Source organism: Mycobacterium cajalii (assembly GCF_045809005.2).
Classification (GTDB): Bacteria; Actinomycetota; Actinomycetes; order Mycobacteriales; family Mycobacteriaceae; genus Mycobacterium.
The window spans coordinates 5986328-6009426 of sequence record NZ_CM141436.1; the positions used below are offsets into that span (position 1 = coordinate 5986328).

Sequence of the window (23099 nt, forward strand, 5' to 3'; positions counted from 1 at the left end):
TGGACCGTTCGATGAACTTCTACCCCGATGCGTTCGAATGCCCTGTTGCGCTGCACGAACCCAAGGCGGCACTTCTCTTGACGCCGGAGGCTTTCTCGTCGCTTTTGGTACCGCGTACACCAGTTGTGACGTCTCGCATAGGGTTTGGCACAAAGCCAACTTTGGTCGATGCCGCTTGTCGCGGACGGATGTCTGCCATTCGCCGCACGGTTCTCGCGTGTGGCCCGAATCGGTAGGTTGGAGAAGTTCGGTGTCGTTGACAGTTTCCGCGGTTCGCGGACGTTTGCGCATGCCAAACTCCCACGGCCACGTTTCCCGGCCGTCGACAAAACGTGCATCGATCAGCGAGCCAAGGTTTTCGTCCGGTCCCAGTTCAGCGTGCGACCAGCATGTCGAGTTCTGGCGTGTCGGTCCCGGTTAGCCGCCGGTGCATGGCCCAGGCGATTCGGGCGGCTTGGATCTTCGCGTGTTCGGCGACCGGTCCGCGATACATCTCGTCGACGGTGTTGTTCCACATGGTCAGCCAGCGCACGAAGTGCGGGCCGCTCAGCGGAGTCTGGTGGTGGACGTGGCGGTGGGCGTGCAGTGCGCTGCCCCGGTAGAGTCCGGAGCGAAACAGCACGGTTTCCCAGAAGTCGCACATCACCGGAATGTGTGCATCTATACCCCTGATCCGCAACTCGGCGAAGGGCTCGGCGAGCACATCGTCGAGCAGCACGCGGCCGTAAAACCGGCGCAGTAATTTCTCCACATCGGCGCGGGTGGTCAGGTCCGTGCTCGCGTGGTCAGGTGGCGCCTTCAGCTCAGTCATTCGCGATCACCCTGGCAAGGCACAGGTCGGGTTCGACAAACGGCTCCAGCTCGGCCTGCAGCGCCGAACGTGGTGACTTTTTCGCCCAGCCTTCGGTCGCTGTCGCGTTGGTGAGCAGGCCCTGCAGTAATCCCCGGTGCAAGGCGCACCCCACCTCCGGGTGGGCGCGGGCCAGGTCCCGGACCGGACAGGCGTGCAGACGGAGGGTCTGCTGGGTGCCGGCGGTCGACGTCACGGCCGGCGTCAGCTCAGGACCGAACCCCATCCGCGCGAAAACCGACGCGACCATCGCCGCTCGATCCTCGAGGGTCTCACCGGGCGTAGTTCCGTCCGAGACATCAAGTCCTGCATCAACGTCGCTCGCCGACCCGACCCGGATGCGCTCAGCCCAACGCCGCCCGGCAGCCTCGGCGCGTCGACGCCGCTGATCGGCGGTCTCGCCCAGTTCCAAGGCCAATATTTCGGCGAGGCTGCGATAGTCCAGCCGGTCGCGTACGGCCATGTAGCCGGTGCGGGGACGGCCCACGCCGGCGCGTGTCATGCGGGTGCGCTCGATGGCTCCCTGGTTACACAGCGCGTCGAGGTGAAATCGCACCGTGGTCACGTGCAGTCGCAACCGTTCGGCAAGCTCGGTCGCGTCGACGGCTCCGTCGTGTTCACGCACCAAATCCAGGATCCGTTGGCGTTGCCGGTTTCGTGGCCCGCGGTCCACTCGTCGGGCCCTGCGGTCGTTGTGGTCAGCCACTTTAGGTGTCCTCTCGTCCCCTTGTCCTCCGCCTATTTAAAGGATATTATTCATTAATAATAGCATCCCTGAACGAGGCCTAGTCGTCACCCACGGTCGTCATCCACGCCGGGAAAGAACGTGCGGTGGCAAAGGCAGGAGTTGTTCACAGAAGGCCTGGGGAAAGAAAATTGGAGGTTGGTCATGTTGGATACCATGGCGGCAACCAACATCATCGAGGGTGCGGTTGAAACCCAGGTCATCGAGGATGCGGTGCGGTTGGCGTGCCGGGCCCCGTCGCTGTACAACAGTCAACCGTGGCTATGGGTGACCGACGGCGGCCGCCTGGACCTGTTCCTGGATCGCAGCCGTGTCCTGCACACGGATCGATCGACGCGGCAGGCCCACATCAGCTGCGGCGCGGTGCTCGATCACCTTCGGGTGGCGATGGCCGCCGCGGGATGGATGGCCGACATCGACCGATTTCCCACACCGAACAATCCCGGCCACCTTGCCACGGTGGAGTTCACCCGCCTGGGCTGCGTCACTGATGACCAGCGCCGGCGCGCCGACGCGATCCTCAAGCGCCGAACCGACCGGCTTGCTTTCATGGCGCCGTTCACCGCGCCGATAACGTGGGACTCGATTGAGGGCGTGCTGCGCGGCCGAGTGGGCGCCGATGCGGTGCGTCTGGACGTACTGCCCGACGAGATGCGTCCACGCCTTGCCGAGGCGGCCCAGCTCACCGAATCGCTGCGCCTGTATGACTCCGCTTATCATTCCGAACTCGATTGGTGGACAGCACCGTTCGTAGTGTCAGAGGGAATTCCGCATACTGCCCTGGTTTCGGCCGCCGAGAGTGACCGGGTAGGTGTCAATCGAGTCTTCCCACTCACCCACAACGGGGAGAGGCGCACCAACATCGGACAGGATTACGCGAAGATCCTGATGCTGTCCACCGACGCTGACAGCCTCGCCGATGCGTTGGCATGCGGAGAAGCGCTCTCGGCCGTCCTGCTCGAATGCACGATGGCCGGCTTTGCGACCTGCCCGGTGACGCATTTGACGGAGTTGTCGGTCAGCCGCGAGCTCCTTGCGGCGGTAACGGGTCACACCGACCTGCCCCAAGTTTTGATCCGGGTCGGCGTCGCTCCCGCGCTGGGCGAGATACCTCCGGCCACGCCGCGGCGTCCGCTCGCCGACGTGTTGCGGGCTGAAGTGGTAGCCCGGAACGCGTAATGTGGACCTGGCACCCAGCAACCTCATTCGTCGCCGGCGTCGACGGTTCGTGGTCGGCGCCGCCGGTGTTGGAATGTCGGGATGTCTTGTCGCTTGTTGCAACCCCTGTCGCCAATCCGCTTGTCGGACTACGTTGGTGAAGGACTCGCTTACAACCGGTGAGGTGAATGCGATGGCATCGAACAGCTTTGCAACCCAGGATCAGCTCACGGTCGACGACGAGACGTACATCATCCACCGCCTGGCACGGATCGAGGGCGCAGCCCGGTTGCCGTACAGCCTGAAGGTCCTGCTGGAGAACCTGCTCCGCAACGAGGATGGGCGACTGGTCACCGCCGAGCAGGTCGGTGCACTGGCCGCCTGGGATCCAACCGCCGACCATGGCCGGGAGGTGGCTTTTACCCCGGCGCGGGTGCTGATGCAGGACTTCACCGGGGTGCCATGTGTGGTGGATCTGGTCGCGATGCGCGATGCCATCGCCGAACTCGGCGGGGACACCAAGCGCATCAACCCGCTGTGCCCGACCGAGTTGGTGATCGACCACTCGGTGATCGCCGACGTCTTCGGGCGCTCAGATGCGTTCCGTGTCAATGCCGAGTTGGAGTTCGAGCGCAACGCCGAGCGCTACCAATTGCTGCGTTGGGCCCAGCAGGCCTTCGCGGACTTTCACGTGGTTCCCCCGGACACCGGAATCTGCCACCAGGTGAATCTCGAATACCTGTCTCGGGTGGTGTTCGCCCGCGACAGCGCAGAAGGAACGCTGGCATACCCGGACACGCTGGTCGGTACCGACTCGCATACCCCGATGGTCAACGGGTTGGGCGTGCTGGGCTGGGGTGTGGGTGGTATCGAAGCCGAGGCGGCCATGCTCGGCCAGCCGATGAGCATGCTGATTCCGCAGGTGTTGGGTCTGAAGCTGACCGGCGAGCTGCCGCCCGGGACCACCGCAACCGACTTGGTGCTGACCGTGGCCGAGCTGTTGCGTCGTACGGGTGTGGTCGGCAAGTTCGTCGAGTTCTACGGCCCCGGGGTGGCCAACGTACCGCTGGCCAACCGGGCCACCATCGGCAACATGAGCCCGGAGTACGGGGCCACCTGCGCGATTTTTCCGATCGATGACGTCACGCTGGACTACCTGCGGTTGACCGGGCGCCCCGAATCCCGGATCCGGTTGGTGGAGGCCTACGCCAAGGAGCAGGGCCTGTGGCACGACCCGGATCACGAGCCGACGTTCTCGCAGACGATCGAACTGGACCTGGGCACGGTGGAGCCGTCGATCGCCGGGCCCAAGCGGCCGCAAGACCGCATCCCCCTACGCGTCGCTCCCCAGGCCATCGCCGCGCTGCTGTCCGGTCAGACCTACGCCGAGGCGGTGGAAATCGGCCTGGACGAGGCGTCCGCGGAGTCGTTTCCCGCGAGCGATCCGATCGCGGTGAGCCGCGACCGCCCCGGCGACCTCCCGCATGCGCCGCAAACCAACGGTGACGGGTCCGACTGGCCACACAAACCGGTCGAGATCAGCGTGGACGGGCAGCGGGTCAGCGTCGACAACGGGCATGTGGTGATCGCCGCGATCACCTCCTGCACCAACACATCCAACCCGTGGGTGATGGTAGGTGCAGCGCTGCTGGCGAAAAAGGCGGTGGAAAAAGGCCTGACCCGCAAACCGTGGGTCAAGACCACGCTGGCCCCTGGGTCCCGGGTGGTCACCGACTACTACGAGCGAGCCGGCCTGACACCATATTTGGACGAGCTCGGCTTCAACCTGGTGGGCTATGGCTGCACCACCTGCATCGGCAACTCCGGACCACTGATCCCCGAGGTGAGCCAGGCAGTGACCGACAACGACCTGACCGTCTGCTCGGTGTTGTCGGGAAACCGCAACTTCGAGGGGCGCATCCATCCGGAGTGCAAGATGAACTTCCTTGCCTCACCACCCCTGGTAGTCGCCTACGCATTGGCCGGCACTCTGCATGTGGACCTGCTTCGCGACCCGCTGGGCACCGGCAGCGACGGACAACCGGTCCACCTGCGCGACCTCTGGCCATCGACCGCCGAGATCACGCAGGTGATCGACAACTGTATTGAGGCCGGGATGTTCAGCAAGGACTACGCCGACGTCTATACGGGCGACGACCGCTGGCGCTCGCTACCGGTCCCCGACACCGACACGTTCCAGTGGGATCTCGGGTCGACCTATGTGCGCAGGCCGCCGTACTTCGACGGGATCGGCCGCGAACCCGAGCCGGTCACCGACATCACCGGTGCGCGCGTACTCGCCAAGCTTGGTGACTCGGTCACCACTGATCACATCAGCCCGGCCGGATCGATCAAGGCCGACTCGCCCGCTGGCAACTACCTCACCGAGCACGGAATCCAACGCAAGGACTTCAACTCCTACGGCTCGCGGCGCGGCAACCACGAGGTGATGATCCGCGGCACATTCGCCAACATCCGGCTGCGCAACCAACTCGCCCCGGGTACCGAAGGCGGGTGGACACGCGACTTCACCCAACCCGGCGGTCCGATGGAAACGATCTACGACGCATCCGTGAATTATCTGGACGCCGGCACACCGCTGGTGATCATCGCCGGCAAGGAGTACGGCTCCGGCTCGTCGCGCGACTGGGCCGCCAAGGGCACCGCCCTGCTCGGTGTGCATGCCGTGATCGCCGAGTCCTACGAACGGATCCACCGCTCCAACCTGATCGGCATGGGCGTCCTGCCGCTGCAGTTTCCGGACGGGCAGAGCGCGGACTTGCTGGGCCTCACCGGTGAAGAGACCGTCGACATCACCGGTGTCGACGCGCTCAACGACAACATCCCCGGCACCGTCCACGTCAAAGCCGGTGACGTCGAGTTCGACGCCGTGGTACGCATCGACACCCCCGGCGAGGCCGACTACTACCGACACGGCGGCATCATGCCCTACGTCCTGCGCCAAGTGCTCGGCACAGCGTGATCAAACCCGCCCGCCGGACAACATAATTCGATAAGGAGATGCTCATGATGGACGCGATGTACCCGCAAGCGGCCCAGGAGATCTACGACCGTCGCAAGGAACTCGCCCCGCATACCCACGAGGCATTCGAGGCGTTTTCCCGTGCGGCGTTCGCCGAGGGCGCGCTACCGGAGAAGACCAAACAGCTCATCGCCGTCGCGGTCGCGCACACCACCCAATGTCCCTACTGCATCCGGGGCCACACCCGGCTCGCCCGCCGCAAAGGCGCCAGCGCCGAGGAGATCATGGAAGCCGTCTGGGTGGCCGCCGAGATGCGCGCCGGGGGCGCATACGCGCACTCCACCCTCGCCCTCGATGAGCTCGCCAAATAGTCGCATGCCTCCCACCGTCGCCGAACCCGACGCAGTCATCGCCAACATCGAGACGGTTCCACTGCATATCCCGCTCAAGGTGGGCAGCACACCGGGAGCCTCCCTGTGGGGAGACACGCTGTCTGCGGCAGACTCGCTGCTCGTCAAGGTGACAACCCGCGACGGAACGGAAGGTTGGGGGGAGGCCTTCGGTTTTCGCGCCGTAGACTCGGCCAAACTTGCAGTCGACGAACTAATCGCGCCGCTATGCATCGGCCGCGACGCCACGCGAATCGGGCCCCTGATGCTGGAGATTCAAAGGAAGCTGCACGTTTTCGGGCGCGGCGGCGCGTTGATGTACGGACTATCGGCGGTGGACATCGCCTTGTGGGATATCGCCGGTAAGCGCGCCGACGCTCCCGTGTCTCAGCTCCTTGGCGGCGGAGTGACCAGTATGCCGTGTTATGCAAGTCTGGCCTGCTACGCCGATCCCGCGCTGGTCCGCATCGCGGTTCGCCGAGCAATCGATGCCGGCTTTCACGTGCTCAAGCTGCACGAGGCGGATGTGTCAGCAATTCGGGCGGCGCGCGAGGAAGCCGGTCCCGGCGTCGAGTTGATCGTGGACGCCGGCTGTTCCTGGACCGTGTCCCAAGTGGGTCGGCTCGCTCACGAACTCCAGGCAGTTCGGCTGAAATTTCTCGAGGAGCCACTGTGGCCGCCGGAGAATTTTGACGGTCTTGCGGAGCTGCGAAAAAGCACCGGTATCTCAATCTCGTCCGGTGAAAACGCCTCCACCCTGATGGAATTCGAGCGAATGCTCGCTGCGGAGGCGGTGGACTTTGTTCAGCCGAGCCCGGCCAAGATGGGAGGGATCAGTGAGTTGTGCAAGGTTTTTCCTCTCGCGGCAGCCCGCAACGTGCCGGTGATGACGCACTCCTTCTACGACGGTCCAGGGTTGCTCGCGGCACTTCACGCGACCGCTGCGCTGGGTAACGCCGACTCCATGATCGAGTGGCGCTTATTCGATCTGGAGGCGTTCATCTATGGCGATGCCCTCACCCCGAAGGCAGGCCGGATTTCCGTCCCGCAGGAACCGGGGCTGGGAATCGACCCCGACCCCGCTGTTATCAGCGCTTACCGGCGCACACCTACCGCCCCTGACAGCCCCTCACGCCATGATGCGCAGCGGGTGTTCGAGGATGTGCACCAGGGCCTGTAGGAATTCCGCGGCGGTCGCACCGTCGAGCACGCGGTGGTCGACAGTCAGGGTGAGCTTCAATGTGGTGGCCGTGCTGAGTTGGCCGTCGCGGACGACGGCCTCTTGCTGCACTGCGCCGACGGCGAGGACTGCGGCCTCGGGTGGGTTGATGACGGCGGTGAAGTGGTCGATGCCGTACATCCCGAGGTTGCTGATCGTGAATGTGCTGCCGGTCAATTCGTCGGGCGTGAGCCTGCCGGCTCGTGCCCGTTCGATGAGGGTATGGGCCTCGCGCGCAATCTCGGTGAGGCTTTTACGGTCCGCGTCGCGGACAACGGGTACCAGCAGCCCGTTGTCGGTAGCCACGGCGCAGCCGATATTCACCTGGCGGTGCTGGATGAGGTGGTCACCGCCCCACGACGAATTGACGTGGATGTGGCTACGTAGGGCTACGGCACAGGCCCGAATCAGCAGATCGGTGATGCTCATTTTCGTTCCGCCGTCGAACAACTCCGCGTTGAGCTCGGCGCGCAGCTTCTGCATCGCGTCGAGGTCGGCGCTCATGGTGAGGTAAAAGTGCGGTGCCGCGGCGCTTTCAGTGAGCCGCTGTGCCGTGATTCGGCGTATCGACGAAAGGGGTACTTGTTCGTCACCTTCGGCAGTAGCCGGTGCCGGTCTGGCTTTGGGAGTCGCCGGGACCGTAGCGGATGAAGCCGGCGTCGAGGTAGTGACCTGGCTTACGGCGCCTTGGATGTCGGCGCGCACGATACGTCCGCCGGGGCCGGTACCTTGGACACTGGCCAGATCGATTCCGTGTTCGTGTGCCAGCTTGCGCACCAGTGGAGTGGCACGCACCGCCGCGGCGGTCACGGGTGTTTGGGCGGGGCCGGCTTCGGGGGGTGACGCAGGGGATGCGGGTGTGGGTGCAGCACCGGCGGCGACGCCATCGGTTGGGGCGTTGGAGACCACTTGGCCGCCACCAGGTTCGGCGCCGCTGGTCGGATCATCGATGACGGCGATGGGCTGACCGATGGGAACCGTACTGCCTTCGGGAGCGATGATTCGGGTCAGCACCCCGCTGTCGTAGGCTTCGAGCTCCATGGTGGCCTTGTCGGTCTCGATTTCGGCGAGTGTGTCACCACGCCGGACGATGTCACCTTCGCGCTTGAGCCATTGCCCGACAACACCTTCGGTCATGGTGTCCGACAACCGCGGCATCAGCACGTCTGGCATCAACGGTCCTCTCCGTAAGCGAACCGGCTGGCGTCGAGAACCTCACGGATGACCTTGGTCAGGTCGGCGGCGTCGGGAAGGGCCGCCAGCTCGAGCGGCTTCGCGTATGGCAGCGGCACTTCGGCGGCGGCGATCCGGCGGATCGGGGCATCGAGATAGTCAAATGCGCCTTCGGCGATTGTCGCCGCGATCTCAGCGCCGACCCCGTAGCTGAGCCAGTCGTCTTCGAGGATGACGGCCCTGCTGGTCTTGCGTACCGAGGCGCAGATCGTCTCGCGGTCCAGCGGCCGCAAACTCCGTAGGTCGACCACCTCGATCGACACGCCGTCGGCCTCGAACTGGCGGGCGACGTCCAAAGCGATCACCGTCGAGCGCGAGTAGGCGACGACCGTCAGGTCGGTTCCCGGCTTGGCAATCGAAGCTATCCCGATCTGAGCGATCTGCTCGCCGTCGGGAACCTCGCCCCGGGTGTTGTACAGCGCCAGATTCTCTAAAAACAGCACCGGGTCGTCGTCGCGGACGGCGGCGGTCAGCAACGCCTTGGCATCTGCCGGGGTGGCGGGGGTGACGACTTTCATCCCGGGTACGTGCGCATACCACACCTCCAGGTTCTGCGAGTGTGTCGCCGCCAGCTGCTGTCCGCCACCCCCCGGGGTGCGGATCACCAGTGGCACCGACACCTGGCCCGCGAACATCGCGTGCATCTTGGCGGCGTGATTGACGATCTGGTCGATAGCCAAGAGGCTGAAGTTGATCGTCATGATCTCCACGATCGGTCGCATGCCCAGCATCGCTGCGCCGATCGCGGCACCGACGAATCCTCCCTCGCAGATCGGTGTGTCAACCACCCGGGTGGGCCCGAATTCGGTCAACAGGCCGGCGGTGATCTTGTAGGAGCCTTCGAAGACACCGATCTCCTCGCCGATGAGAAATACGGACTCGTCGCGCAGCAGTTCGGCGCGCAGCGTGTCGTGCAGGGCTTGCCGATAGGTCAGCACGGTCATGGGTGCCCCAGCGAGAGCGCGATCACCGGATCGCCGGGCAGTTGGTGTGGCGCATTGGCGACCGCCGTGGCATAGACGTAGCCGAACAACTGATCGGCACCGGGGTCGGGGCTGGCATCGGCGAAATCCACAGCGGCATCGACCTGCGCCTCGGCCTGTTCCTCGACGTCCTGCGCCGCCCTGTCGTCGAGGATCCCGGCATCGACCAAGCGCCGACGAAACGCTGGAACGGGATCGAGCGCGCGCAGTCGCGCAACCTCGTCGCGGGAACGGTACTTGTCTGGGTCCACCACCGAGTGGCCGCGCAGCCGCTGGCACATTGCCTCGATCAGGCCCGGCTCGCGCTGGATTCGGGCACGCGACAGCGCAGCCCGGGCCGCATCACGCACCGCGAGCACGTCGTCACCGTCAACCCGTTCCCCCGTAATCCGGTAGGAACAGCCCCGCTTGTACAGGTCGGGTTCTGCCGCCGCTTTTTCCACCGGCGTCCCCATGCCCAAGCCGTTGTTGACGATCACGTACACGATCGGCAGCTGCCACAGCCCGGCCAGGTTGAGCGACTCGTGAAACGCACCGATGTTGGTGGCCCCATCGCCGAGCACACACATCACGGCCTCCGCGCCGGGACCGGGGCTTCCGCGGTAGGTGAGCGCCAGCGCCGCACCGGTGGCCGGCGGGATCTGGCCGCCGACGATGCCGTATCCGCCTAGTAGGCGCAGCTTGCTGTCGAACAGGTGCATCGAGCCGCCGCGGCCCCCGGACACACCAGCGGCCTTGCCGAACAGCTCCGCCATGACACGGCCGGGCTCGATCCCGCGGGCAAGGGCATAGCCGTGATCGCGATAGGTCGCAAACAGGTAGTCGCGGGACTCGAGCGCCGCCATCAGGCCGACCACGGTGGCTTCCTCGCCCACATTGAGGTGGCAGTACCCACCGACTTTCGCCCGCTGGTACATCTCCGCTGCCCGCGACTCGAATGCCCGGATCAGCGCCATCTGCCGGTAGTAGCCGCGCAGTGTCTCCGCGGGTTCCTCGGCCGGCAATCCGCCGAGTGCAGCGGATTCGGGTCTGGGGCTTGGCGTGGGCGGGATTGTCATTGCCCTCCTGCTTCGGTGATATCACACAAACGGGGTTGTCCGGCCAGACACCCGTTCAGGCACCAGGGGGTTGCTCCTGCAGCACGAACTGCTCGCTCGTTGCCTGACACTTCGGACACCTGCCGGGGGGATGCTCACCGCGCACCGGCTCACCGCATACCTGGCATACCCATTCGGTGGCCATCACGGCCACCAGGTCATGGCGGCTCACGATTCCGACCAGTCGCCCCTCCTGCACCACCGGAACCCTACGGATACGACGGTCGACCAGCAGGTGTCGGATATCGTCGGCCGCGCTGTCCACGGTCACGCTGATCACCGCCGTCGTCATCAGGTCACGTGCTAGTGCACCGGTTTTGGAGAGCAGGTCATGTTCGCTGACAAGTCCCAACAGCGTGCCTGCCTGATTAACCACGGGTGCTGCGCTGATCCGGTGCCGCGTCAAGATGCCGGCTACCTGTTGGGTTGAAGCGTCAGCGAGGACGGTGATCACCGGCGAGGACATGATGTCACCGGCTGTGAGATGGGCCAGTGACACTGCGGCGGTGTCCTGCGGATACACCTTCGCAGGGTACGCCTGTCGGGTTTCAGATATCAGGCATCTGCTCGAAACATTGGTGATCTGGACCATCATTACCGCTCGCTCACGCAACCGCAGTGCGCCAGTTCATGAGTCGAAAAGGCGCTTTCTTCCGCTGAGCTCGGTGGAGAAAGTCGCAAAAGTGCCCGCAAGCAACAGGCCGCTTGCTTCGATTGCATGCCCACTCCTGACGATCGCTCTAGTCAATGCGCATGGTGACGGTCTAGAGTTTACACAAGCAGCACTTGTACAAACATTGCGCGTTCCAGAAAGGGGCCGAGGAGCATGAGCATTGCGGAACGGACCACGCAGACCACGTGGGAGGGCCCGCTGGCGTCTGGCGAAGGCAAGCTGTCGGAGGGCAGCAGCGGAGCGCTGGATGGCCTGTCGCTGACCTGGGCCTCGCGGACTGAGCAGCCTCGCGGCAAGACCAGTCCGGAAGAGCTTGCGGCGGCGGCGCATTCGTCGTGTTTCGCGATGGCGTTGGCGTTGAAGCTGGGTGAGAACCACACGCCGCCACAGCGCCTCGATGTCACAGCCACCGTGATCCTGGATGAGGTCGACGGAATCCCCACGATCACAACGTCCCGGCTGAAGGTCAGCGCGCAGGTGGCCGGGCTGGACGCCGAAGCCTTCGCGGCCGTGGTAGGCCAGGCCGCTGCCCTGTGTCCGGTATCGCGATTGTTCGCCGGCGCCACGATCAGCGTCGACGCCGAGCTCGACGAGACCGAATCTGTCCGTTCTGCGGGCTGACGCCCAGGCGCACATGATGCCCGACTTGCCGCTATCTGTTGAGCTGGCGCGAGAGCACCGCGAAATCGATAATAGGATACAGACTTTCATCGAGAAACTCGTCTGTGGCAGCGTGCGACACGAGCTACTGACCGAGACTCTGGCAGCGCTGCGCCGGCACATCTACCTCGAGGAGGTCTTCCTTTTCCCGCCGCTCCGAGAGGCCGGTATTGTGATGCCGATCTTCGTGATGATGCGCGAGCACGGTCAGTTGTGGCGCACCATGGACGCCCTGACGGATTTGCTCGCTGATTCAAACGACACCGGGCGGCTCACGGATACGTGTACGCAGCTGCTGGACCAACTTCACCAACACAACTCGAAGGAAGAGCCGATTATCTATCCGAGCGCCGACACCGCGCTGCCGCTGCAGACGAGCGCCGAACTAACGCGGTTTATCGAGACCGGTCGCGCCCCCGATGGATGGGTGTGCCAGCAGGCGGGTGCCTGAGGCTCTCACCTGCCGAAGTTCCGAAGGAGGACTCTCATGCGCGTCGTGGTAAACCTGGATCGCTGTGAGGGCAATGCTTTCTGTGTCAATATCGCGCCAGAGGTGTTCGAGCTCAGCTACGACGAGTACGCCGTGGTCATTACTGACCCCGTCCCTGTCGAGCAGGAGACGCTCGTCGAGCAGGCCATCGCCGCGTGCCCTCGCGCGGCCTTATCCCGCGAAGACTAGATTCAGAGGCGAGCGCGTCATCGTCGCGGCGAATTACATCGGTATCAAAGAGATGTCGAGTTGGTCTTGGGTTACACTGGCATGCCCGCAAGCTGGTGTCAGAGCCTGGTCCAGTTAAAGCTGTCATCACCACTGTGCACCGGCCGCAATGCGCTTCGGTGCGGTGGCGAGACGAGACAAAGACCACGCCCATGAGCTCGGCTTAATTGGTGTCGGCTAAGGGCTTTTGACGACGGTCAGCAGAACAACGGAGTCTTCGACAGCATGTAGGCCATGCCGGCTCGACGGGATCACCAGGTGATCGCCCGGGGCTCCGTCCCAGTTGGTCTCCGGCGACGTGAGCCGGACCCGGCCCTGCAGCACCTGCAAGGTGGCCTCTCCGGGGCTGTCATGGTCGGAGAGCGCTGTTCCGGCGGTCAAGGCAACCATGGTTTGCCGCAGGCTGTGTTGGTGACCGCCGTACACCGTGTGTGCGCTGCGGCCGCTGGCGGCCCGGTGCGCGGCCGCCAACTGCTCGCGCGCCAGAGCGGTAAGCGAGATCTTGTCCATCGGGTTGACTCCTTCCTGGTCACAAAGCATATGCCGCAGTGCGGTCTTGGCTTCATTACTGCGGTCGTGGCCCTAGGTGGCTGGTGTCGAACGGCCATTGTGGGGGCGCTGGTTGACCGGTCGGGCTATTGGGCGATGCTCGTGTGGTCGTGAGCGGTTCCTAGCTCAGGTGAATTCGGTTGTCGGGATTGGCGATTCCGTTGCTTGGCTGGTCTACAGGCGGTCCTGGTGGGCCGGTTGGCATCGCCGACCGGCCTCAGGTCGTGGCGGCGGCCCAGTTTGCGCCTTCCCGGTGTAATCCGAGCACACCCAGGCGTGCGAGGTTGATCGCGGCGGCCAGCAGGGAGAAATCGGCGGCGACCTTGGTGGTGCCGCGCACGCGCGCACGGCGGCCGCCGTGGCGGCGGCGCATCAGGTGGCCGATCTTGCGTTCCACTTTCGGCCGGGTGGCCTTGTAGTCGGCGACCCAGCCCGGATCTGCTTGGGTGGTGCGAGCACGGGTGAGTTCGGCCTCGTAGCGGCTGATCGCGATGGTGCGCCCGGCGGTTGAGCTGGTGCACTGCTCGGCCAGTGGGCAGCAGGCGCAAGCCGGGCCGAACACCGCGTTGCCGCCGCCGCCCTTGGCCGGGCGGATCGGCACGGTCACCGCGCCCGGGCAGGTGACCGTGCCGACGTCGAGGTCGATGACGAAGCGGTCCTTGGCGTAGCGGCCACCCGGCGCGGTCGGTGGCTGCACCTTGGTGAAGATTTCCGCGCCCGCGGTTTCCAACACGGCCAGCGGTTTGCCCGCACCGTAGGCGGCGTCGCCGTAAACCGCCGGGCATCGCTGGTCTTGGGCTCCGCACACGCTGGGGGCGCTCCCGTCGCCATCACCATCACCGACCGCGCTGGCCGCGGTCGTCGTGCCAGCACTTGCACCGAGGCTCGAGTCGTCCTGAGGATCAACGCAATCTCCGTCGGCGGTGTTGGTGTCGCTGGTCACCGGAGTGGGTAGGTCGCCGGCCGGCAGGTCGGTGGCGGGTTGGGCGTCGCCGGCGTTGCCGGCGGTGACTTCGGTGGCGGTGATGATCTCGGCGTCGGGGTCGATCGCGATGTGACCCTTGTATCCGTCGAAACCCCGCGCGGAGGTCTTGTGGCCGTGGCGTGCCTGCGGGTCCACCGTGGAGATCACCCGATCGGCGGCCACACGGCGCGCGATGCGGAATATCCCGTCGGCGGCGTCTTGGTCGAGGTCCTGGCCGACCACGGTGGCCAACAGTTTGGCCGCCTTGTCCACCTCGGGCTTCAGCGCCTGCTCATCCAGGCAGGCCAGCAGCGCAGACGCGTCGCGGGCCAGCGCGTCCACCAGCGCCTCGCGCGCCGCCACGTCGTCGTAGTCACACACCGGTTTGCCGGCGCTGGCGTAGTCGTCGTCGCGGGACAGCCGCGCCCGCAGCGCGGGTTGCAGCTCCGCGCCGGCGACCGCCAGCAGTCCCCGGATCGCCGAGCGGATCAATGTGACCGTGTCCATGGTGGCCACCGCGTCATACAGCGGGGTCGAGTCCAGCACCCGCTTACGGCCCACCAGCCCGGCCGCCTTGGCCGCTTGCAGGGTGACCTCAAAGATCCGGTCCGGGCGATCCGAGCGGGCCAGCCTCGCGCGCATGTCCACCAACACGGTGTGCACAAACCCCGGATAATCGAAGTCCAGCCCGCCCGCGGCATACTTCCACCGCGCGTCGAACGCGAACCGATCCACCGCCTCCCGATCCGAAAGCCCCTCGATGCGCTGCAACACCATCACCACCGCCACAATCATCGGCGGCACGCTGCGCCGGCCGACATCGGTGAACAAGTCGGCGAACATTTCATCGCCGAACAAGTTGAAGCACTCCCGGTGCAGCACGCTGTAAATCGAGTCCGGCGCCACCCGGCCCTCGCAGAAATCCACCGTCGACCGCCACAAATCCGCCTGTTTCGGCGTCAAACCCAAACTCACCCAACCATTCTCGCCGACCGCACCCGATTACCCGGTCAACGCCACGCGAAAAACACCAGCCACCTAGACGTTGCCGACGAGTGACATTCCTCGGCGGCCGCGTAAGGTCTTGCGTTTCTTGCTGATCGCCACCAGGCGTGCCACCGCGACTTCGATTCCGCGGGCCAATGCGTCGATATCGGCCACGGTATCATAGTCGGCGAGGATGCCGAAGAACAGGTCCTCGGCGTAGCTGAGCATTGCCACCCCGGTTCGCAGTTGCATCGCGATCGGCGGGATCGGGAAGACGCTGAGCACCCGTTGCCCCATGAGTTGCAGCGGTTGACGAGGACCGGGGACATTGGTTGCCAGCGTCGTGACGCCGCGCTGCGGCAGTCGGATCAATAAGGCGACCGCCCATGCGGTCAGGGGGAAGGGAATGCGATTGGCGATTGACACGAAGGCGTGACCCGCCTGGTGTTGCCCGTGCGACTTCGTGCGATCCAATCGGGAATGGACGATCCGCAGCCGTTGCACCGGGTTCTGCTCGTCGACCGGCAGGTACGGCAGCATCAACGAGACGCGGTTGTCGGTTTTATCGATCGCCTCGGCGGAGCGCATCGATACCGGCACCAGGGTGCGAAGCGCATCGGGCAAGGGTTCTTCGCCCCGTTGGACGAGGATGTTGCGGTAGCTCTCCGTGATCGCGGCCAGTGCGACATCGTTGATAGTGACGTCGAATGTCTGGCACACGTGCGCGATGTCGGCCAGGGGTACTCGCGCGACGCTATAGCGGCGCAAATTGGCGATCGGCCCGTTCAGCGACGTCGTGGTGGGGCGGAGGAGACCGGCAGCGATCTCGGCAACACCCAACGCTGTGCGGACAGCGGTGGCAGTGATGGCAGCCGACGCATTCCACAGGCCGCCCAGCACGCTAAAGGGATTCACGCCCGGTATGGCCTGCGGAAGGCCTTGTATCCCAGGCTCTTTGGCGGTATGGATGTAGCTTGCGAAGCTTTGGCCGATGCCGTCGTCGCATAGGCCGGCAAGCACGTGGGTGGCGGCGATTCCATCAGCCATGCAGTGGTGGATCTTGGTGAGCATTGCCCACCTGTTGTCGCTGAGGCCTTCGATGATCCAGATTTCCCACAGCGGTCGATCCCGGTCAAGGCGCCGGGAAATCACGTCGGCAGCCAGGTGGAACAACTCTCGGTCGTCTCCGGGCCGCGGTAGTGCGATATGCCGTACATGACGGGTGAGATCAAAGTCCGGATCGGCCACCCATTCGGGTGCACCAAAGTCGAACGGGCGCGTTCGCAGACGCTGTCCGAACCGGGGGCATGCACGGATTCGCTGCGCCAGTGTCGCCATCAGCGCATCACGGTCCGGGATCGGCCCCTCGATGACCGCCAAGCCACCGATTGCCAAACTGACATGCCTGTCGGCGTCTTCTGCTTTGAGGAAACCCGCGTCAAGGGTTGTCAATTGGTCCACCACCACCACCTCCCGCCGTTATAGGCAACTTGGGCCAACACCATTCGCCGTGGGGCACCGGTTTCGATAGCAGGACCAAAAGTCGCCAAGCCTGGGCCGGTCATGCGGTCACATGCGGCGCGCCAGCACAACCGCCGGCAGGATCGCGCCCCGCCGTGCCGGCGCACCAACTCGGGGACACGTCGCCGGTGCCGCCGGCTGGCGCCCGGTGGTCTGGGTTCACCTGATCTCGTGAACGTCGTCGTCATCACCCGAGTCCCTCTCGCCAATTGCCTATCGACTATTTAACGGATATTATTCCTTCAAACAGTGCTGAGCACAAGAGGCCGGGCTTCACGCAGCGAGTGCGGGTAGCGGCTGAAGTCCTGGGGCACAAGAGAAAACCGGAGGTGGTCGCGTTGGACACCATGGGGACGGCCACAGGCCATCGCGAATGCAGTAGAGATGGCGGGCCGTCGTGGTCTGGTATCGGCGATGTGGTCGCGCGACGTGCTGGTGCGAAAGCAGCCAACGACCCCGTCGCCATGAACACCCCGCTTTTCCCGGATACGCAGGTGATCCGCGCGGTACTGGCGCTGGCTACCCGGGCACCTTCCATCGACAACACGCAGCCGTGGCGGTGGCGAGTGGATCGCACAAGCCTGCATTTGTACTCCGATTCGGGCATGCAGCTACCCAAGACCGACCCCGATGGCCGGGACTTGATTTTGAGTTGCGGTGCAACGCTTAACCATTGCATCATTGCCTTGGCGGCCATGGGTTGGCATGTCGGCGTGCATCGCTTACCTGATCCGGCCGACCCTAGCCACCTCGCGACTATCGAGGTGTACCCACACGCCCCCGATCGCGTCGACCTCGCCCTGGCGGCGGCAATCACGCAACGCCGAACCGATCGGCGAATCTACAGTTCTCGCCCGGTAGCGGCCGGTGATATCGCCTCGATGGCTGCCCAAGCCGCTCGGATGGAGGTCATGCTGCGCCAGGTCGACGCCATGGAACAACTGCGTGAGATCGTCAAGCAAGCTGCGCGTGCTCACGCGACCGACGGCGATTACCTCGTCGAGCTCACCAGGTGGAGTGGGCGATACGGATCACGGGCCGGTGTGCCAGCCCGCAACGTCCCAGAGCATGACTGCAGCGCACCAGTGCCTGGACGCATCTTTGCGGGGGCGGGCCTGCCGCAGCCGCCGGGGGCCTCGCCCGCCGATGACAAAGCTGTCATCTTGGTGCTGGGCACCGAGACTGACGACCGTCTGGCTCAACTTCGCGCCGGCGAGGCGGCCAGCGCACTACTGCTGACCGCGACGGCGATGGGACTGGCCACGTGCCCGATCACCGAACCCCTGGAAATCCCGATAACCCGCGACGCTATCCGCTCCGACATATTGGCCGCCGAAGGATATCCGCAGATGCTGCTGCGGCTGGGCTGGGCACCAGACAACGCGGATCCCCTGCCGCCAACGCCGCGGCGTGAGCTCGCCAGTGTCGTGGAGTGGTCGCACGAAACCGAGCAACTAGGGTGCATCAGCTGAAGACCCGGGTCCAGGTCGTGGCGGCCTCCTCGGGGTCGGCGACCGGCGGTTGCGCTCCGGTCAACGGCGGATGCTGCGGCGGTACGGTCGGCACTGAATTCGTAGCTACGCTTCTTCGCGGGCAACGCGACGATACCCCCGATCGGCCGCCGGACCGGGTAACCCGGTCACAGGGCGCGTACGAGCGCGGCCCGCCCCTTCGTGCGCAACCTGTGTACAGCCGAGCCTCGGTATTGCTCCATTTTCGCGGCCATCTTGTCACCCAGCTCCTCGAGCTCTGCGTCACTGATGTGCACTTCGGGAGGAGCGGGAATCAGGTCGCGTTCTTCTTCGTCGGCATGCGCCTCGAGGACAGTCTTGAAGGAATTCCACTCGGCCTCATATCCAGGCGCAGTCTGCGGAGTTTTGATCAGCACGGAAAGCTGGTCGACGACCTGGCGATGCTCCGCATGGGCAATCGCGATGAGCTTAATGGCCTGTTTGAGGGCCGGGTAGTACACGTCGTCCTCGACGCGAAAATGAATATCGAGCTCGATCAGCAAATCGTCGAAAAGGGCATGCCGTTCTGCGGAGTTCACCGGCGCCGCAGTGATCTTGCGGCCCAGTCCCTTGAGTAGAGCTCGCCGGCAGCACGGATTCGCGGTGGGTCTGGGGAGCCAGCACACGGTAGTCGAGGACGTGGAGATCGAGACCGAGACCACGCACGGGTAGACCCCGACGACCGATGAAGGCGTATTTGCAACGGTGCTGGCGCACCAGCCGTTCACGGGCCTCGGCACCCGCGGTCATTTTGCACGGTCAGCAAGATCGGCTGGTCAGCCCTGACGCCGGACGCGCGACAGCCGACGCCATTCTCGGCGCGGAACCGGTCCACCTGCCAAGAATGGGTCACGACCTACCAAACCCACTGTGGCCCAGGATCATCGAACAGACTAAGAATTTCGCCCGATCGCGCTCGAGCGGTCAGCCCATCCTGATGGTTCATCTGAGTGCGCTTAGGGGCCGTCGTTTATCGCACTGGCGATGTCCCGCAATACTTCTGGTTTTCTCAGAAACGGGGTGATGATGTCGACCGGCAGCGGGAAGACCACTGTCGAGTTCTGATCCGCTCCTAACTCCAGCAGCGTTTGCAGGTAACGCAATTGAAGTGACGCCGGGTTTTTCGACAGGGTCTCGGCGGCTGCCCGCAGTTCCTCGGACGCTTGTAGTTCCCCGCGGGCGTTGATGACTTTGGCGCGGCGTTCCCGTTCGGCTTCGGCTTCGCGGGCCATCGCGCGCTGCATCGACTCGGGAATCTCGACGTCTTTGATCTCGACCACGCGCACCTGGATGCCCCATGGCTCGGTTTGCTTTTCGATGATCGTGCGCAGGTCGCTGTTGAGGTCTTCGCGATGCGCGAGCAAGGTGTCCAGGTCAGCGCGTCCCAGCAGTGAACGCAGCGTCGTCTGAGCGATCTGCGAGGTCGCGATCGCATAGTTCTCCACAGCCAGAATCGCTTTGAGCGGGTCCATCACCTGGAACATGACGACCGCGTTGACCCGGGCCGGCACGTTGTCGCGGGTGATCACCTCCTGCGGTGGGATAGTCAGCGTCACCAGCCGCTGGTCCACCCGAATCATTCTGTCCACCAGCGGAATCAGGAAGCGCGGCCCGGGATGGTACAGCGGGCGCACGTGACCCATCCGGAACACCACGCCGCGTTCGTACTCGCGCAACACGGCCAGCGACAGCGGCGTAAGCACGGCCAGGATCACGATCGCGGCGACGAGCAGACCGATCACTAGTCCGGTCACGAAGTCTTGTCCTCCTTGCCTTCCCAGCCGCCCCAGCGGGTGGAATATCGGTCGATCGCGGCGGCCACCTGATCCTCAATTGCCGTGCGGTGCGGCAGGTGTTCGGGCGCGTTGGACGGGGTGTTCCACAGGTGGCGGGCCAGCGGCAGTCCCAGCAGCACGACGACCAGCACGGTGCCCACCAAGACCAGCACCTCACTGACCGAATGGCTGACGATCAATGTCGCCAGCGGTAGCACCACTCCGAACGTAGCCACACAGCACGCGATCCCCCGGTGGAATCGTCCCGCATCCGAATGCGGCCATGGGTCGATCTCGCGGCTGATCTCACGGCCGTAATCCGATGTCGTGCAATCCGATTTGGCCGGGCAACTGTTGCATACTATTGGCTGCGCCCGGTACCGCATGACCCGGTGGCGCGGATCGAACGAGGTCGGCCACAGCCACTGGTCTTGCGGGCATACCCAGGCGTCGTGGTCAGGCCGGTAGGCGAATTGACCCGTACGCCAACGCGCAGCACGCACCGAGGCCCGCCGCGCCATCGCGTCAAAACTCCACCCGATGGCCACCAGGGCCAGTGAATACCCGGCAATCAGCCATACCGAGGTAGCCGGCTGAACCATTGATCAATCCTTCACAGGCACGTTGGCGCTGGTCTGCGACTCGGTGTAGAGCGGGTGATCGGGCATTTCCTGAATCGTCGGACCGGAGCGGAAGTTGCGCAGCGCGGTCCACGCTATCCAGATAAACGGCAGCACCCCGCCGACGATGAAGATCAGATCACCGGGCATCCGCAGCCACTCGATCACCGCGTTGCCGGGCTTGGTGATGTAGCCCAGCGACCGCGCCTCGAAGTAGCCGTCGCTGACCGAGTGGTACAGCTGCAACACGCCCAGCGGCAGCAGGGTGACGAATACCATCCAGGCTAGGCCGATGTTCATGCACCAGAACGAGAGTCGGGCCCATTTCTCCGGCCATTTGTCGGCCGGGATCACGTAGCGGAACGCGAACATGGCCAGGCCGACGGCCAGCATGCCGTAGACGCCCATCATCGCCGCGTGCGCGTGGTTGGCCGTCAGCGCGGTGCCGATCTCGTAGTAGGACACGATCGGCAGGTTGATCAGGAAGCCGAAGATACCCGCACCCAGGAAGTTCCAGAAGCCGACGGCAACGAGGAACATCACTGGCCAGCGATGCGGGAAAGGCTTGGCGTCGCCGGATTGTTGATGCGCGCCCAGCTGCAAGAAAGCCCAAGCCTCCACCGTCAGGAAGGTCAAAGGGATGACCTCGGCCGCGGAGAAGAACGCCCCCAGCGCCATGTGTTCGACCGGGGTGCCCGAGAAGTACAGGTGGTGCATGGTGCCGATGACGCCGCCGGCGGAGTACAGGATGACGTCGAGGAAGATGACACCGAGAGCGATCCTTTCCCGCACCACGCCCAGCAGCACGAACATGTAGGCCACCATGACGGTGGTGAACAGTTCGAGGAAGTCCTCGACCCACAGGTGCACCACCCAGAATCGCCAGAATTCGGCGACGGTGTAATGGGTGCCGCTGCTGGCCAGCAGCCCGACGGTGTAGAAGGCCGGGATCGCCAGTCCGGAGAAGAAGAGCAGCCAAGGCATGTTCATCTTCGACTCGCTCTTGAGCCTGGCGCGCATGCCGCGCCAGATGATCGCGATCCATAGGAACATGCCGATGATCAGCAAGATCTGCCACAGTCGCGGCAGGTCCAGGTACTCCCACTGCTGGGAGAACAATCCGCCGTGCGGTATCACCCCGTAGATCGACAGCGCTTCGCAGATCAGCGACCCGAACACCACCACCGCGACCGCGCCCAGCAACACATAGGCCAGCAAGCCCTGGCGGCGCGGTTCCCGGCGGGCGATGAAGGGCACCAGGAAGATTCCGCCGGCCAGGAAAGCCGCCGCCGTCCAGAACAGCGACAGCTGAACATGCCAGGTCCGAGCCAGGTTGTAGGGCAGCACCCGGGCCAGGTCCAGGCCGAAAAACGTCGACAAGTCAGCCCGGTAGTGCTCAGTGGCCGCGCCCAGCAGCGTCTGCGCCAGGAACAGCACCGAGACGATCGCGAAGAACCAGATGGTGGCGCGCTGTGCCGGCGTCAGGCCCACCTCACCGGGCTGACGGAACGACAGCGTGGACGCCTCGGCGCTGTGCCAACCCACCTTTTGGCTCCAGCGACCGTAGACGGCGAACATGATCCCGATGCCGCCGAGCAACGCGATCAGCGACAGCGCTGACCACACGATCACCGGGGCGGTGGGACCGTTGTCCACGCGGGACTCGGCCGGCCAGTTATTGGTGTAGCTGTACTTGTGGCCCGGGCGTTCGGCCGCCGCCGCCCACGCCGTCCATGCGAAAAACGCCGTCAGATCGCGGATCTGCGCCTTGTCGGTCATCATCTGCGGCAATAGCCCATACTTGGTGGAGTTCTCGCCGAAGTAGGCTGCGTAATGGCTCTGAATGCGATCGAATGCCGCGGCCTGCCGATCGCTGAACACCAGAGTCTTGGTGGCGGGGTTGTAGCGGTTGGTCCGGAATTCGGTGACCACCCGATCCCGCGGATCGGCCACACCCTGCGTGCGGAATTGGTCAGCAACGTCGTCGGTGGCCATCCGCAGATACTCGGCGGTGTAATCGGGACCCAGATAGGCGCCGTGGCCCAGCACCGACCCGTACTCCATCAGCCCGCGGGCCTGGTAGAGCTCCTGACCCCGCGTGATGTCATCGCCGGTGAACAGGAGCTGCCCCGATTCGCTGACGACCTTCTCGGGCATCGGCATCGACGCCGAGTAGGTGCGGTAGGCCAAGATGCCCATCACCAAAAAACCGAAGATCATTACCAAGGCGACGCCCTGAATCCAGCCCCTCCCAACCAAAGGCTGCGACGATGACTGATCGGTCGCTGATGACTGTGCCGGCTGTGCTGCCATGGCGATGACCTCTTTCGCGAGGGGTGATGTATCGGCAGGTATGCGGAACGCGACGACGCCACACTACTCGGCATCGCATCTAATGAGAACCACCGGTGACTAATCGGACGCCGATACTGCTGCGCAGCATCGACTTCCGCCGGCGCTGAAA

Annotated in this window: 21 protein-coding genes; 8 read left to right on the forward strand and 13 right to left on the reverse strand. The window is 64.5% G+C overall.

Annotation, left to right across the window (positions count from 1 at the left end; genetic code table 11):
• Positions 1 to 373 precede the first annotated feature (373 nt).
• A complete protein-coding gene (locus ACJ512_RS28770) occupies positions 374 to 811 on the reverse strand; it encodes a group III truncated hemoglobin (RefSeq protein ID WP_407686136.1) in 438 nt (145 codons plus the stop codon).
• Positions 804 to 1556, reverse strand: coding sequence for a helix-turn-helix transcriptional regulator (locus ACJ512_RS28775; RefSeq protein ID WP_407686135.1), 753 nt, complete (start codon positions 1554 to 1556; stop codon positions 804 to 806). Before ACJ512_RS28775 ends, ACJ512_RS28770 begins: the two co-directional genes overlap by 8 nt.
• A gap of 183 nt (positions 1557 to 1739) precedes the next feature.
• Here ACJ512_RS28775 and ACJ512_RS28780 point away from each other — a divergent pair, with 183 nt between their 5' ends.
• The 4 genes from ACJ512_RS28780 (at position 1740) to ACJ512_RS28795 (ending at position 7305) form a co-directional block, all read left to right on the forward strand.
• Complete coding sequence (locus ACJ512_RS28780) at positions 1740 to 2774, forward strand: Acg family FMN-binding oxidoreductase (RefSeq protein WP_407686134.1); 1035 nt, start codon at positions 1740 to 1742, stop codon at positions 2772 to 2774.
• A gap of 172 nt (positions 2775 to 2946) precedes the next feature.
• Positions 2947 to 5736, forward strand: coding sequence for an aconitate hydratase AcnA (gene acnA / locus ACJ512_RS28785; RefSeq protein WP_407686133.1), 2790 nt, complete (start codon positions 2947 to 2949; stop codon positions 5734 to 5736).
• A 44-nt stretch (positions 5737 to 5780) separates the two neighbouring features.
• Complete coding sequence (locus ACJ512_RS28790) at positions 5781 to 6107, forward strand: carboxymuconolactone decarboxylase family protein (RefSeq protein ID WP_407686132.1); 327 nt, start codon at positions 5781 to 5783, stop codon at positions 6105 to 6107.
• A gap of 4 nt (positions 6108 to 6111) precedes the next feature.
• Positions 6112 to 7305, forward strand: coding sequence for a mandelate racemase/muconate lactonizing enzyme family protein (locus ACJ512_RS28795; RefSeq protein ID WP_407686131.1), 1194 nt, complete (start codon positions 6112 to 6114; stop codon positions 7303 to 7305).
• On the opposite strand, the gene ACJ512_RS28800 is transcribed toward ACJ512_RS28795, so the two are convergent.
• The 4 genes from ACJ512_RS28800 to ACJ512_RS28815 all read right to left on the reverse strand — a co-directional run bounded on the left by ACJ512_RS28800 (position 7255) and on the right by ACJ512_RS28815 (position 11180).
• Positions 7255 to 8517 carry a dihydrolipoamide acetyltransferase family protein gene (locus ACJ512_RS28800; protein ID WP_407686130.1) on the reverse strand — a complete coding sequence of 421 codons (1263 nt, stop codon included), beginning with the start codon at positions 8515 to 8517 and terminating at the stop codon, positions 7255 to 7257. The genes ACJ512_RS28795 and ACJ512_RS28800 overlap by 51 nt on opposite strands.
• Entirely contained in the window at positions 8517 to 9521 is a 1005-nt protein-coding gene (locus ACJ512_RS28805) for an alpha-ketoacid dehydrogenase subunit beta (protein WP_407686129.1), read from the reverse strand. The genes ACJ512_RS28800 and ACJ512_RS28805 overlap by 1 nt, the downstream gene beginning before the upstream one ends.
• Positions 9518 to 10564 carry a pyruvate dehydrogenase (acetyl-transferring) E1 component subunit alpha gene (gene pdhA / locus ACJ512_RS28810; RefSeq protein ID WP_407686128.1) on the reverse strand — a complete coding sequence of 349 codons (1047 nt, stop codon included), beginning with the start codon at positions 10562 to 10564 and terminating at the stop codon, positions 9518 to 9520. The genes ACJ512_RS28805 and pdhA overlap by 4 nt, the downstream gene beginning before the upstream one ends.
• Before the next feature lie 109 nt (positions 10565 to 10673).
• Positions 10674 to 11180, reverse strand: coding sequence for a CBS domain-containing protein (locus ACJ512_RS28815; RefSeq protein ID WP_210420024.1), 507 nt, complete (start codon positions 11178 to 11180; stop codon positions 10674 to 10676).
• 303 nt (positions 11181 to 11483) lie between these two features.
• Here ACJ512_RS28815 and ACJ512_RS28820 point away from each other — a divergent pair, with 303 nt between their 5' ends.
• The 3 genes from ACJ512_RS28820 to ACJ512_RS28830 are packed head-to-tail and all read left to right on the forward strand — an operon-like array spanning position 11484 to position 12669.
• Entirely contained in the window at positions 11484 to 11951 is a 468-nt protein-coding gene (locus tag ACJ512_RS28820; RefSeq protein ID WP_407686127.1) for an OsmC family peroxiredoxin, read from the forward strand.
• Between the two features lie 16 nt (positions 11952 to 11967).
• The gene (locus ACJ512_RS28825; RefSeq protein WP_407686126.1) at positions 11968 to 12441 is read left to right on the forward strand and encodes a hemerythrin domain-containing protein; all 474 of its coding nucleotides are present in this window, start codon (positions 11968 to 11970) and stop codon (positions 12439 to 12441) included.
• Between the two features lie 36 nt (positions 12442 to 12477).
• A complete protein-coding gene (locus ACJ512_RS28830) occupies positions 12478 to 12669 on the forward strand; it encodes a ferredoxin (protein WP_144954063.1) in 192 nt (63 codons plus the stop codon).
• Positions 12670 to 12885: 216 nt separating this feature from the next.
• Here the strand turns inward: ACJ512_RS28830 and ACJ512_RS28835 are convergent, their stop codons facing one another.
• From ACJ512_RS28835 to ACJ512_RS28845, 3 genes are all read right to left on the reverse strand, one after another.
• Positions 12886 to 13218: a cupin domain-containing protein gene (locus tag ACJ512_RS28835; protein WP_407686176.1), complete on the reverse strand. Its 333-nt coding sequence runs from the start codon at positions 13216 to 13218 to the stop codon at positions 12886 to 12888.
• A 256-nt stretch (positions 13219 to 13474) separates the two neighbouring features.
• Complete coding sequence (locus ACJ512_RS28840; RefSeq protein ID WP_461479919.1) at positions 13475 to 15196, reverse strand: transposase; 1722 nt, start codon at positions 15194 to 15196, stop codon at positions 13475 to 13477.
• Between the two features lie 63 nt (positions 15197 to 15259).
• Entirely contained in the window at positions 15260 to 16669 is a 1410-nt protein-coding gene (locus ACJ512_RS28845) for a WS/DGAT/MGAT family O-acyltransferase (protein ID WP_407689138.1), read from the reverse strand.
• Positions 16670 to 17193: 524 nt separating this feature from the next.
• Between ACJ512_RS28845 and ACJ512_RS28850 the strand changes: the two genes are divergently transcribed.
• Positions 17194 to 18201, forward strand: a complete 1008-nt coding sequence (locus ACJ512_RS28850; protein WP_407689137.1) for an Acg family FMN-binding oxidoreductase — start codon at positions 17194 to 17196, stop codon at positions 18199 to 18201.
• 167 nt (positions 18202 to 18368) lie between these two features.
• On the opposite strand, the gene ACJ512_RS28855 is transcribed toward ACJ512_RS28850, so the two are convergent.
• From ACJ512_RS28855 to ACJ512_RS28870, 4 genes are all read right to left on the reverse strand, one after another.
• Complete coding sequence (locus tag ACJ512_RS28855; protein WP_407689136.1) at positions 18369 to 18866, reverse strand: hemerythrin domain-containing protein; 498 nt, start codon at positions 18864 to 18866, stop codon at positions 18369 to 18371.
• Between the two features lie 330 nt (positions 18867 to 19196).
• The gene (locus tag ACJ512_RS28860) at positions 19197 to 19994 is read right to left on the reverse strand and encodes a slipin family protein (protein ID WP_407689135.1); all 798 of its coding nucleotides are present in this window, start codon (positions 19992 to 19994) and stop codon (positions 19197 to 19199) included.
• The gene (locus ACJ512_RS28865; RefSeq protein WP_407689134.1) at positions 19991 to 20617 is read right to left on the reverse strand and encodes a hypothetical protein; all 627 of its coding nucleotides are present in this window, start codon (positions 20615 to 20617) and stop codon (positions 19991 to 19993) included. The genes ACJ512_RS28860 and ACJ512_RS28865 overlap by 4 nt, the downstream gene beginning before the upstream one ends.
• A gap of 3 nt (positions 20618 to 20620) precedes the next feature.
• Positions 20621 to 22948 (reverse strand): nitric-oxide reductase large subunit, encoded by a 2328-nt coding sequence (locus ACJ512_RS28870; RefSeq protein WP_407689133.1) that lies wholly within the window; start codon positions 22946 to 22948, stop codon positions 20621 to 20623.
• Positions 22949 to 23099 lie beyond the last annotated feature (151 nt).